The following is a 12,314-nucleotide window of genomic DNA, read 5'->3' on the forward strand; positions in this document are numbered from 1 at the left end:
AAAGCCGCCAAACGCGTGTTGACGGGCGGAGCCCGCCGTCAGTCGAGCGGGGCGCTCCAGTTGAGCGTCGCGCCGAGCCCGCCGATGCCCGGGCCGAGTGCGAAGGTTCCGCCGTGCCGGCGGGCCCGCTCCTTCATGTTCGCGAGGCCCGAATTGCGTGTGCGGGCCGGGGCGATCCCGCGCCCGTCGTCGGCGATCGTCACGGTCACCGAGCCGGACGCGCCCTGCCCCGCGACGTCGACGGTCACCGCTCCTGCGGTCGCGTGCGCGTGGCGGGCGATGTTCGACAGCCCCTCGCGGACGACGGCGACGACGTCGTCCGCGAGGTCGAGGTCGATGCGGGCGTCGATCTCGTCCATCTTGCCGGCTTCTGCGTCCTCGACCTCGTTGATCGCCGTCCCGTCGAGGGTGATGAGGAGCGAGGGCGCGAAACCGAGGTAGGAGCGGGTGAGCGAGGATTCGCGGCGGATCCGCTCGACGAGGCCGACGGTCTGGTCGGGCTCGCGGAGGTTGTGGACGATCGCGCGGATCTGGCGGACGGCCTCGTCGATGGAGGCGAGCGCCCGATCGAGGGTCGCGGTCGCGGCGGCGGGGTCGAAGGTGCCGGCGGCGACCTCCTGCTTCGCGGCGTCCAGCTGCATGCCGGTCGCGAAGAGCTGCTGGATCGCGAAGTCGTGGAGGTCCCGGCCGATGCGGTCGCGCTCGTCGAGGAGCGCGGCGACGTCCTCGGCGTGGCGGGCCGACGCGAGTTCGAGCGCGAGGGCGGCCTGCGAGGCGAGGGACTCGGCGAGCGAGAGCTCGGAGTCATCGAACTCGGGGGCGCCGATGCGGCGCAGGAGGATGAGGACGCCGACGGAGTTGCCGCGCGTGCGCAGCGGCGCGTAGAGGGCCGGTCCGAAGGCGCCGAGCTGGGGGACGCGGAGCGTCTGCGCGCGGGCCATCGAGTCGACGATCATGCCGGTGCCCTCGTGGAGGGCGGACATCGCACGACCCTCGGGCGGGAAGACGACGCCGAGGAGCGAGTCGGCGAGATAGCCGTCGATGATCTCGGCAGCCCAAGTGTCGCCGACGGACGGGAGGACGATGATCGCCGTGTCGGCGCGCGAGACCTCGCGGACGGTGCGGGCGATGAGCTCGAGGGCCTCCTCCTCGTCGGCGCCCTCGAGCATCGTCGTCGTCAGCGACTGGGAGGCGGAGATCCACCGCTCAGTGCGGCGCGCGTCCGCGTAGAGGTGCGCGTTCTCGACGGCGATGCCCGCGGCCGGGGCGAGGGCCGTGAGGACGTCGACGTCGGAGTCGGTGAAGCCGCCGGGCTTGCCGGTGAGGTAGAGACGTCCGTAGACCTGCTCGTGGACGAGGATCGAGACGCCGAGGAAGTTCTCGATGCCGGGGGCGCTGATGTCCTCGAGCTCGGCGGTGTCGTCGACGCGCAGGTGTCCGCGCGGGGGGATCTGGGCGACGAGGACGGCGGGGACGTGCGGGGATTCGGAGCCGTCGCGGTGCTCGATGAGCATCGAGGTCGCGCCCCAGGTGTCGAGGACGGAGAGCGCCCCGTAGGGCGAGCGGGTGAGGCGGCACGCCTGGTCGACGAAGCTGCGGAGCGCCGACTTGAGGTCGAGGGTGCTCGTGAAGTCGAGCGCGGCCTCGAGCAGGGCGTGGTCGAAGCGATCGGTCATGAGTCCTCCTCCTGGGCGAGGGCCCAGCGGTAGGCGTCGGATCGGGCGAGCAGGTCGGCGTGGGGTCCGCGGTCGACGACGCGGGCGGGTCCGTCGGGCGTCGGGCCGAGGACGAGGATCTCGTCGGCGGCGTCGAGGGCGGAGAGCCGGTGCGAGATGAGGAGGACCCCGCGGTCGCGGTCGGCGAGGACCCCGGAGACGAGCGCGTCGGCGGTCGCGGCGTCGAGGTGCTCCCCGGCCTCGTCGAGGAGGAGCAGGGGCGCGGGCGCGGCGAGCGCCCGGGCGATGAGGAGGCGGCGCCGCTCGCCGCCGGACACGGTCGTCCCGCCGGATCCGATGGGGGTGTCGAGCCCGGCGGGCAAGGCGTCGAGCCACTCGGCGAGCCCGACCCTCACGAGCAGGGCGGTCGCCTCCTCGGGGGTGAGGCGCCCGTTCGCGACGCGGAGGTTCTCGAGGACCGACGCCGCGAAGACGTGCGCGTCCTCGGTCGTCACGGTGACGGCCCGCGTGAGGTCGGCGCGGTCGGCCCCCCAGGCCTCCTGCCCATCGACGAGGACGGAGCCGGCGCGCGGCGGGAGGAGTCCGGCGAGCGCGAGCGCGAGCGTCGTCTTCCCGATGCCCGACGGGCCGACGATCCCGAGGGAACGGCCCTTCGAGAGCTCGAGGTCGATCCCCTCGACGAGGACTGGTCCGCCGGGCCACCCGATGGCGAGGCCGTGCGCCTCGAGGGTCGGCGATTCGGACACTGCGATCCGATGGGTCGGGGCGGCCTCGTCCTCGCCGAGGAGGTCGGCGATGCGCACGGCGGCGGTCGCGGACTTCACGAGCTGGACGGCGGCGGGGGCGAGTTCGGCGGTGCCCTCGAAGGAGGAGAGCGGGGTGAGGACGAGGACCGCGAGCATGACGGGCGCGATCATCCCGCCGGTCGTCCCGGGGATGCCGATGAGGAGGGCCGCGATGACGGCGGCGCCCATGGCCGCTCGGTCGATGCCGGCGGCGAGCGCGGCCATGCGCGCGGAGCGGTGGGCGGCGTCGGTGAGTTCGGACTCGGTGCGGGCGATCGAGGCGCGCAGGGCGGAGATGCGCCCGGAGACCTGGAGCTCGGAGGCGCCCTCCATGAGGGAGAGGGTCTGGGAGGCGAGGTCGGTGCGGGCGCGCAGCGTGTCGATCTGCGCGATGCGGGCGGCGCGCATCGAGAGGAGCGGCGCGCCGACGCCGGAGACGAGGAGGCAGACGCCGACGAGGAGCCCGGCGGCGGGGGAGACGAGGACGAGGCCCGTCACCGTCCCGATGCCGACGACGAGGGCGACGCAGGCGGGGAGGATCGTCTTGACGACGAGGTCGCCGACGTCGTCGACGTCCGCGCCGGTGCGCGCGAGAAGGTCCCCGCGCCGGATCGAGGCGACGGCGTCGACACGGCGCTTCGCGAGGATCCGGTAGAGGTTCTGGCGCAGCGCGTCCATGCCGTCGAGGGCGACGCGGTGGCTCGCGAGGCGACCGAGGTAGCGGAGGACCGCGCGCGAGACGCCGAAGGTCCGCACGGCGACTGCCGCGACCGTGAGGTAGAGGACCGGCGGGTGCTGGGAGGCGCGGGCGATGAGCCAGGCGGCGGTGGCGCCGAGGGCGATGGCGGCGCCGAGGGCGCCGGAGCCGAGGAGCACGGAGAGGGCGAAGCCGCCCTTGTCGAGTCCGACGAGGGGGAGGACGCGGCGCAGGGCGCGGCGCTCCTCACGGGTGATGGGGCCGATCATCGGGTGGCCTCCTTCTCGTCGTGGAAGGCCGCCTCGCCGGCCGCGCGCCCGCCGCCGGAGGGAGCGCCGGCGAGGATTCCGGGCATCTCGACCTCGACGTCCTCGGGCCCTTCGGGGATCTCGGCGAGGACGGGGTAGGCCTCGACGTCGTCGGCGGTTGCCAGCCGCGCCTCGATCTCGATGACCGCGTCGGCGAGCGCGATGAGGGCGCGGCGATGGGCGATGACGAGAACGGTCTTCCCCTGCTCCTTGAGGGCGAGGAGCGCGCGCGTGATCTCGTCCTCGCTCACGGCGTCGAGGTGCGCGGTCGGCTCGTCGAGGACGACGAGCGGAGCCTCGTCGATGAGGGCGCGCGTGAGGGCGAGGCGCTGGCGCTGCCCGACCGAGAGGCCGACGCCGCCGACGCCGACGCGGGACGCCCACCCGTCGGGAAGCGACTCGACGACGTCGAGGAAGCCGGTCGACCGGGCGGCCCGGACGAGCGCCTCGTCGGCCTCATCCCGTGAGAAGTTCTCGAGAAGGGTGCCGGGCACGATCGTCGGGGCCTGGGGGACCCACGTGATGAAGCTCCACCAGGAGGCGGGGTCGACCTCGGCGAGATCGAAAGAGCCCACCGACGCCACGGGCTCGAGGAGCACCCGCCCCTTCGTCGCGGGCAGGAGCCCGAGGATCGTAAGGACCGTTGTGGTCTTTCCCGCGCCCGAGCGCCCGGCGAGCACCGTCAACCGGCCCGGCTCGATGCGGGCCGACAGGTCGGCGGGGGCCCAGGCGCCGCGCGCGGCGACGGAGAGATCCTCGAGGACGATGGCGGTCGACCGGGTCGGGGGGGCGGGCAGGGAGCCCGCGTGGGCGGCGGGGCGCTCCTCCTCGATGATCGCGAAGGCGGACTGGGCGGCGGCGACGCCATTGGCGCTCGCGTGGAACTGGGCTCCGACCTGGCGCAGCGGTTCGAAGACCTCGGGGGCGAGCATGATGACGGCGAGCCCGGTCGCCAGATCGATCCGCCCGGACACGAGGCGCATGCCGACCTCGACGGCGACGAGCGCGACGGAGAGGGTCGAGAGGAACTCGAGGACCGCGCCGGAGAGGAAGGCGACGCGCAGGGTCGACATCGTCGTGCGCGTGTTCTCCTTCCCGAGGGCGTCGAGGTGCGCGCGCGGACCGTCCTCGCGGCCGAGTCCCCGCAGGGTCGGCAGGCCGGCCATGAGGTCGAGGAGCTGGGCGCCGAGGCGCTCCATCGAGGCGAGCTTCGCCTTCGAGGACTCCTCGGTGAACTGCCCGATAAGGATCATGAAGATCGGGATGAGCGGGATGACGAAGAGGGCGATGACGCCCGACCAGGGGTCGAGCCACAGCATGACGGCGAGCGCGAGCGGTGTCGCCGTGCATGTGAGGACGAGCTGGGGGAGGAACTTCACGAAGTAGGGGCCGAGGTCGTCGAGTCCTCGCGTGAGCAGGGTCGTCACTTCGGCGCCGTGGACGGCGCGCCAACGCGGGCCGAGCGCCTCGGCGGCGTCGTGGACCTCGGCGCGCAGGTCGCGGATCGCGTTGTCCGCGCCGTGCTGGGCGACCGATTCGCGGGCGGCGACGAGGAGCCCGCGGGCGGTGACGACCAGCGCGAGGACCACGATGAGCGGGAGGACATCCGGCAGCGTCGCGGAGCCCTCGATGACGGGGGAGAGAGCGCGCGAGACGAGGAGCGCCTGGGCGATGACGATGACGGCGATGAGCGTCCCGAACAGTGCGGTGAGGAGGATCGGCCGCCTCGCGGAGCGGGCGTATCTCAGGAGCCGGGGATCGAAAGGACGCACCCGGCCATTGTGCCGTAATCGGGCCCTCTCCCGCAGATCCCGCCGTCCCGCGGCGCCGCTCCGCAGGACCGACGAGGCCGGGGCGGGCCTCGCGAGAGGGGGAGGGGAGGACGCCCCCGGAATGCGGAGCGGCCCGGCGCCGCGGGGCGTCGGGCCGCTCGCTCATCGACCTGCCGATGAGGGATGTCGATCAGCCGGCGAGGAAGTTCTCCCCGAGGCGGATCTGCTTGGGGAGGAGCCCCGCGTTCGTGTCGACGTCGTTGACGGAGACGCGCTTGCGGAACACCCAGTACGACCAGACGGTGTACGCGAGAACGATCGGCACGAGGCAGACCGCGACGACCGTCATCACCTGGAGAGTCGAACCGGACGAAGAGGCCTGCTCGATGGTGAGCGAGTAGGCCCGGTCGATCGAGGACTTCTGGACGGCCGGGGCCATCGCGGAGAAGACCCACGCGACGGTGCCGGCGATCGCGACGGCCGAGAAGAGGAACGAGAGTCCCTCGCGGCGCAGCGACTTCTGGGCGAAGGCCGCGGACGCGATGATCGCGAGGGCGGCGACGAGCAGCGGGATCCACGCGAGGACCGAGCCCGCGTAGGCGAACTGGCCCCAGAGGAGGAACACCGCGGCGACGACCGTCGCGCCGACGGTGAGCGGCGCGGCGAGCCCGTTGGCGCGCTCGCGGACCTCGCCCTCGGTCTTGAGGGAGAGGAACTGGGCGCCGTGGGCGAGGCACACGAGGAGGACGGCGAGGCCGCCGAGGATCGTGTACGGGGTGAGGAGCGAGAAGAATCCACCGGTCAGCTGGTGGGTGGCCGTCGCGAGGGAGGAGTCCACCATGTCGGGGGCGATGACCTCGCCGGTGGCGGCGTCGACGACCTCGATCTTCATGCCCTGGACGAAGTTCGCGAAGGCGACGCCGAGGAGGATCGGAACGAGCCACGCGGTGATCGAGTGGAGGACGTCCCAGGTGTGGCGCCACTTCTCGGTCGCGAGCTTCGAGCGCCATTCGAGCGCGGAGATGCGGATGATGAGCGCGAAGAGGATGAGGAAGAGGGCGAGGTACATGCCGGAGAACATCGTCGCGTACCACTCGGGGAACGCGGCGAAGGTGGCGCCGCCGGCGGTGAGGAGCCAGACCTCGTTGCCGTCCCAGTGAGGGCCGATGGTCCGGACCGTCTGGGTGCGCTCTTCGTCGTTCTTCGCGACGATCGGGAGGAGAGCGCCGACGCCGAAGTCGAAGCCCTCGGTGACGAGGTAGACCGTCCACAGGACGGCGATGAGGATGAACCAGAGGATCGACAGTGTCATGGGAGTGTCCTCTTTCTCAGTAGCCGAAGGAGAGGGCGCCGGCGGTCTCGTCCGCGCTCTTCTTCGCCGTCGTCGTGTGAATGCCCTCCTGCGCGTAGCGCTTGATGAGGAGGAACCAGATGACGCCGAGAACGGCGTAGAGGACCGTGAAGCCGATGAGGGTCGCGAGCACCTGTCCGGCGGGGACGTTCGGCGAGATCGCGGACTCGGTCATGAGCATGACGGATCCGACGGGGTCGCCGTTCTCGAGGCCCTTGAGGTTCGGGACGACGATCCAGGGCTGGCGGCCGATCTCGGTGAAGATCCAGCCGAAGGTGGCGGCGATGAAGGGGAGCGGGATGTTGACGAGGGCGAAGAGGCCGAGCCACTTGTTCCCCGAGACCGCGCCCTTGCGCGTCGTCCACAGGCCCCACAGGGCGAGGAGGAGCGCCACCTGGCCGAGCCCGATCATGAAGCGGAAGGACCAGAAGGTCACCATCTGCGGCGGGCGGAAGTCGTACTGGGCGGCGTCGCCGTACTTCGCGGTGAAGTCGGCGTTCGCGTTGAGGAGGTCGACCATCCGCTTCTGGATGTCGGAGACGCCCTGGACCTCGGCGGTGAAGGAGTTGTGCGACATGAAGGCGGCGACGCCGGGGACCTCGATGAACTTCGTCGGCTCGGAGGAGTCGTCGAGAGGGCAGGAGCCGAACTGCGCGACCGTGAAGGAGGCGCCCTCGGTGTCCATGCAGATGCCCTCGGCGGCGGCCATCTTCATCGGCTGGAGCTCAACCATCTCCTGGCCCTGGAAGTGGCCGGTGCCGGCGGTGCCGAGGCCGCCGATGAGGACGACGACGAGGCCGAAGCGGGCGATCGGACGCCAGATGTCGCGCGCCTGCGCCTCGCCCTCGGGGGTGTTCGAGGCCTGCGCGCGGACCATCCACCAGAGGGCGATGCCGGCGACGAAGGTGCCGGCGACGAGCCAGGCGGAGGTGATGACGTGCGTGTACTCCCACACGAGGACGGGGTTGGCGACGACCTGGAAGAAGCCGCCGACGCCGTCGAGCTCGGCGCGCCCGGTCTCGGCGTTGAAAGTGGCGCCGACCGGGTGCTGCATCCAGGAGTTCGCGCCGAGGATCCACAGGGCCGAGAGGGCCGTGCCGATGGCGACGCACCAGATGGTGACGAGGTGGAGGGTCTTGGAGAGTCGGCCCCAGCCGAAGATCCAGAGACCGAGGAAGGTCGACTCGAGGAAGAAGGCGAGGAGGGCCTCGACCGCGAGCGGGGCGCCGAAGATGTCTCCGACGTAGCGGGAGTACTCCGACCAGTTCATGCCGAACTGGAACTCCTGGACGATGCCGGTGGCGACGCCGAGGGCGAAGTTGATGAGGAAGAGTTTCCCGAAGAATCGTGTGGCCTGGAGCCAGTGCTCCTTGCCGGTCTTATGCCAGAACGTCTGCATGATCGCGACCAGCAGCGAAAGGCCGATGGTCAGCGGGACGAGGATGAAGTGGTAGACGGTCGTGATGCCGAACTGCCACCGTCCGATCATGACAGAGTCGAGCGCTGCCTGCGCGAGGGTCATAGTGCTCGCCTTCCCTCAAGAAGTGGTCGATGGTGATAGTCGCTACGGCGATGATCTAGGACCATCGTCATATGCTCCTGTTCAGAGTAGCGAGGACGTCGGCATTTATCTCGCCCCCGGGCCGCGTCGGGACCCTTTTCTGACACATCCGTAAGAACCGCCATGAACTTCCGCATTTCCAGGGGTTCCGGGGTGCTCACGAGGCCGGGGTGGGCGCTCGCGGAGCCCTGGCGACGGGTCGGCGGACGCGATCGGGCGCTCGTGATCGACGCCTGCGGGGCGGGCGCGGAGGGGTACGCGGATCGGACGGCGACGCGGTCCTGTGCGCCGATCGGGGGTGTGTGTGAGACAATGGGGCCGATTCGGACGCCGTGGGCGCACCCCTGCGGCGAGTGCGATGTCGAGGACGCCCCTGGCGCCGACGTCGGCCTCCGCGCAGCGGCGCGGACCGTCAGGATTTCCGCCCCCAGCGGGCGAGTACGAGGGCGAGGCCCGGTGCGGGACCGACCCCGACAATTGGAGAATCGTGACCACCGAGACCACCCAGTCGGCTCCGGAGACGCCCGCGGCGTCCCTGCTCTTCCAGGCGCCGACCTTCCAGGCCCCCGTCTTCCATCAGACCCCCGCGCGCGAGGAGCGCGCTCCCGAGCGCGACGCCGCTCCCGCCGAGGACGCCCCGCGCGAGAAGCGCACCCGTTCGCGCCGCAAGCCGAAGGACGTCCCCGTCGAGGAGGCCCCCGAGCAGGAGTCCGCGCCCGCAGAGTCGGCGTCCGAGGAGTCGGCCGACGAGGCCCCCAAGCGCAAGCGCCGCACCCGCAAGCCGAAGGAGACCGCGGAGGCCGCCGAACAGGAGGCCCCCGAAGAGGCTCCCGCCGAGTCGAATGACGACGAGGCGTCGGAGTCGGACGAGCAGGCGGGGGAGGATGCCGAGGAGACTTCGAGCCGTCGTCGTCGCCGTCGTCGCACGCGCTCGGCCTCGTCCTCGTCGATCGAGGAGGGGGACCCCGCCGACCAGGTGAAGGCGCTCAAGGGCTCGACTCGCCTCGAGGCGAAGAAGCAGCGTCGCAAGGAGGGCCGCCGCGAGGGTCGCCGCCGCCACGGCATCACCGAGTCGGAGTTCCTCGCCCGCCGCGAGTCCGTCAATCGCGAGATGGTGATCCGTGATCAGGACGGCCTCGATCAGATCGCGATCCTCGAGGACGGGCTCCTCGTCGAGCACTACGTCGCGCGGCGCACGCAGAAGTCGATGGTCGGGAACATCTACCTCGGCCGAGTCCAGAACGTCCTCCCCTCGATGGAGGCCGCGTTCGTCGACATCGGCCGCGGGCGCAACGCCGTCCTCTACGCCGGCGAGGTCAACTGGGACGCCGTCGGTCTCGAGGGCAAGCCGCGCCGCATCGAGTCGGCGCTGAAGTCCGGAGACCCCGTCCTCGTCCAGGTGACGAAGGACCCCATCGGGCACAAGGGCGCCCGCCTCACGAGCCAGATCACGCTCGCCGGCCGCTACCTCGTCCTCATCCCCAACGGGTCGATGATGGGCATCTCCCGCAAGCTCCCCGATCGCGAGCGCACGCGCCTGAAGAAAATCCTCAAGCAGGTCGTCCCCGCGGGCTCGGGCGTCATCGTCCGCACCGCCGCCGAGGGCGCCACCGAGGAGCAGATCCGCGACGACGTCGCGCGCCTCACCAAGCAGTGGGCGGACATCGAGGCGAAGCAGACGCAGACGAAGTCGGCGCCGGTGCTCCTGCGCGGCGAGCCGGAGCTCGCGGTCCGCGTCGTCCGCGACATCTTCAACGAGGACTTCTCGAAGCTCACGATCGAGGGCCGCGACACCTACGCGACCGTCAAGGAGTACGTCGACGAGCTCTCGCCCGAGCTCTCCGACCGCGTCGAGCAGTGGGTCGGCACCGACGACGTCTTCCATGCCCACCGCGTCGACGAGCAGCTCGCCAAGGGCATGGACCGCAAGGTCTGGCTGCCGAGCGGCGGCACGCTCATCATCGACCGCACTGAGGCGATGACCGTCATCGACGTCAACACCGGCAAGTTCATCGGCGCCGGCGGGACGCTGGAGGAGACGGTGACGAAGAACAACCTCGAGGCCGCCGAGGAGATCGTCCGCCAGCTGCGCCTGCGCGACATCGGCGGCATCATCATCGTCGACTTCGTCGACATGGTCCTCGAGTCGAACCGCGACCTCGTGCTCCGCAGGCTCGTCGAGTGCCTCGGCCGGGACCGCACCCGCCACCAGGTCACCGAGATCACCTCGCTCGGCCTCGTCCAGATGACGCGCAAGCGCGTCGGCGAGGGGCTCGTCGAGGCCTTCTCGACGACCTGCGAGGCCTGCGAGGGTCGCGGCTTCATCGTCCACGAGCACCCGGTCGAGACGACCGGCGCGCAGGACCACACGGGCCAGTCCCCGAAGTCGGCGAAGAAGCGGAAGTCCGAGCCGCGCCGCGTCGAGGACGATGCCGACCACGAGAAGGCGAAGCAGGCGCTCTCGGCGATCGCCGCCGCTTCGCGCAAGGCCGAGGACGAGGCCGCCCAGGCTTCGGCGGAGTCGGGGACCTCTGGCGCCGAGTCCGATGCGTCGGCGAGCGCGCCCACCAAGGGCTCCGAGGAGCGGGCCCCGAAGTCCGCGTCGCGCCGCCGCCGCGCGGCGACGGCCTCTTCGGTGGAGCCCGCGGCGGAGTCCGCTGAGGCTCCCGCCGAGATGGAGGCGCCTGCTGAGCCGTCGGCCTCGGCTTCCGAGGCCCCGGCGCGCGAGCCGCGCCCGCGGCGTCGCCGCCGCGCCGCCACGTCCGCGGTCGTCGAGCCGGTGGAGAGCACGCCCGTCGCGATCGAGGCTCCCGCCGGGCGAGAGGCGATCAGTGCGCCCGAGCCCGTCGTCGCCCTCGAGAAGGCGCCCGCGCGCAAGGCCGTCGGTCGCCGCCGCGCCGTCACGGCCGAGGCGGTCGAGCCCGCCGCGGCTCCGACTCCCGCTTCGACCGAAGCTCCGGCGTCGACTGAGGCTCCTGCCGCGGCGCCCACCTCGACCGAGTCTGCCGCCCCCGCGGAGGCCCCGCGCAAGCGCCGTCGTCGCGCCGCGACGAGCGGTTCGGCCGAGCCCGAGAAGGCCGCGCCCGCGGTTACGATCGAGCTTCCGGCGCGCGTCGAGCAGCCGAGCGAGCTGCGTCCGGTCCACTCGACCGACGAGATCTCCCTGCCCGAGGCCTCGAGCGCCGCGAAGCCGAAGCGGCGCCGCCGCGTCGCCTCGACCGGCGTCGTCGACGCGGGCTGAGGGCCGCCCCTCCGGGCGGCGTGTCGCGAATCCGCGAGGTGTGGAATCGCACAGCGGAAACGGCCTGTTCGAGGGCCGCGCGAGTTGCCCGGAGGAGCCGGAATCGGCTAACTTTGATCGTCGGCGCAACGAGCGCCAGCGGGACGACTGTTTCCCACGTCCGATAGAGACGACGTGATGGTCCCCGTTCCGAATCGAGAAGAGATGAGCTCCAACGTGGTCTACGCGATCGTCAAGGCTGGCGGCCGGCAGGAAAAGGTGTCCGTCGGTGACGTCGTCGTCGTCGACAAGCTTGCCGAGGAAATCGGCTCCAGCATCGAGCTTCAGCCGCTGATGCTGGTGGATGGCGACGCCATCACCGTCGACGCTGCCAAGCTGGGCAAGGTCACCGTCAAGGCCGAGGTCGTCGACTCCGCCAAGGGGCCGAAGATCTCCATCATCAAGTACAAGAACAAGTCGGGCTACCGCAAGCGCCAGGGCCACCGCCAGAAGATGTCGGTCGTCAAGATCACCGAGATCGCCTGACCTGAGAATATTCGAGCAGAAAGTAGTTTCTGATGGCACACAAGAAGGGCCTCGGCTCCTCCCGCAACGGCCGCGACTCGAACGCTCAGCGCCTCGGAGTGAAGCGCTACGGCGGTCAGCTCGTCAACGCCGGTGAGATCATCGTCCGCCAGCGCGGCACCCACTTCCACCCGGGCGACGGCGTCGGCCGCGGCAAGGACGACACCCTGTTCGCGCTCCGCGCGGGCGCGGTCGAGTTCGGCGTGAAGCGCGACCGCAAGGTCGTCAACGTCGTCGAGCCGGTCTCCGCCTGAGACCGACCTCGCGGAAGGGCGTTCGGCACTAGCCGGACGCCCTTTTCCACATCACGGGCCCGTTCCGCTGGAAGAATGAACGGAGCCCCTCCGATCGAGCGCCCC

The 12,314-nt window shown here is 71.2% G+C and carries 8 protein-coding genes; 3 read left to right on the forward strand and 5 right to left on the reverse strand.

The features are described 5' to 3' along the window. Positions 1 to 38: 38 nt before the first annotated feature. The 5 genes from DY157_RS02800 to DY157_RS02820 form a co-directional block, all read right to left on the reverse strand. On the reverse strand, positions 39 to 1,676 hold the full coding sequence (locus tag DY157_RS02800; protein ID WP_115727130.1) for a sensor histidine kinase: 1,638 nt from the start codon (positions 1,674 to 1,676) through the stop codon (positions 39 to 41). Continuing rightward, entirely contained in the window at positions 1,673 to 3,427 is a 1,755-nt protein-coding gene (gene cydC, locus DY157_RS02805) for a thiol reductant ABC exporter subunit CydC (RefSeq protein WP_115727131.1), read from the reverse strand. The genes DY157_RS02800 and cydC overlap by 4 nt, the downstream gene beginning before the upstream one ends. Then, positions 3,424 to 5,238 carry a thiol reductant ABC exporter subunit CydD gene (cydD, locus tag DY157_RS02810; RefSeq protein WP_115727132.1) on the reverse strand — a complete coding sequence of 605 codons (1,815 nt, stop codon included), beginning with the start codon at positions 5,236 to 5,238 and terminating at the stop codon, positions 3,424 to 3,426. The genes cydC and cydD overlap by 4 nt, the downstream gene beginning before the upstream one ends. Before the next feature lie 190 nt (positions 5,239 to 5,428). Continuing rightward, entirely contained in the window at positions 5,429 to 6,550 is a 1,122-nt protein-coding gene (cydB, locus tag DY157_RS02815; RefSeq protein ID WP_115727133.1) for a cytochrome d ubiquinol oxidase subunit II, read from the reverse strand. 16 nt (positions 6,551 to 6,566) lie between these two features. Then, complete coding sequence (locus DY157_RS02820; RefSeq protein WP_115727134.1) at positions 6,567 to 8,111, reverse strand: cytochrome ubiquinol oxidase subunit I; 1,545 nt, start codon at positions 8,109 to 8,111, stop codon at positions 6,567 to 6,569. A gap of 526 nt (positions 8,112 to 8,637) precedes the next feature. Here DY157_RS02820 and DY157_RS02825 point away from each other — a divergent pair. From DY157_RS02825 to rpmA, 3 genes are all read left to right on the forward strand, one after another. Continuing rightward, a complete protein-coding gene (locus DY157_RS02825) occupies positions 8,638 to 11,391 on the forward strand; it encodes an Rne/Rng family ribonuclease (protein ID WP_235827046.1) in 2,754 nt (917 codons plus the stop codon). Positions 11,392 to 11,595: 204 nt separating this feature from the next. Then, on the forward strand, positions 11,596 to 11,916 hold the full coding sequence (gene rplU / locus DY157_RS02830; RefSeq protein ID WP_083879432.1) for a 50S ribosomal protein L21: 321 nt from the start codon (positions 11,596 to 11,598) through the stop codon (positions 11,914 to 11,916). 32 nt (positions 11,917 to 11,948) lie between these two features. Continuing rightward, positions 11,949 to 12,209: a 50S ribosomal protein L27 gene (rpmA, locus tag DY157_RS02835; RefSeq protein ID WP_006681642.1), complete on the forward strand. Its 261-nt coding sequence runs from the start codon at positions 11,949 to 11,951 to the stop codon at positions 12,207 to 12,209. Positions 12,210 to 12,314 lie beyond the last annotated feature (105 nt).

Source organism: Actinomyces culturomici (assembly GCF_900499005.1).
GTDB lineage: Bacteria > Actinomycetota > Actinomycetes > Actinomycetales > Actinomycetaceae > Pauljensenia > Pauljensenia culturomici.

What these genes read in the sequence shown, in the direction of transcription:
- DY157_RS02800 (WP_115727130.1), bottom strand. Translation starts at nt 1,676, where the DNA reads ATGACCGATCGCTTCGACCACGCCCTGCTCGAGGCCGCGCTCGACTTC.
- cydC (WP_115727131.1), bottom strand. Translation starts at nt 3,427, where the DNA reads ATGATCGGCCCCATCACCCGTGAGGAGCGCCGCGCCCTGCGCCGCGTC.
- cydB (WP_115727133.1), bottom strand. Translation starts at nt 6,550, where the DNA reads ATGACACTGTCGATCCTCTGGTTCATCCTCATCGCCGTCCTGTGGACG.
- DY157_RS02820 (WP_115727134.1), bottom strand. Translation starts at nt 8,111, where the DNA reads ATGACCCTCGCGCAGGCAGCGCTCGACTCTGTCATGATCGGACGGTGG.
- rplU (WP_083879432.1), top strand. Translation starts at nt 11,596, where the DNA reads ATGAGCTCCAACGTGGTCTACGCGATCGTCAAGGCTGGCGGCCGGCAG.
- rpmA (WP_006681642.1), top strand. Translation starts at nt 11,949, where the DNA reads ATGGCACACAAGAAGGGCCTCGGCTCCTCCCGCAACGGCCGCGACTCG.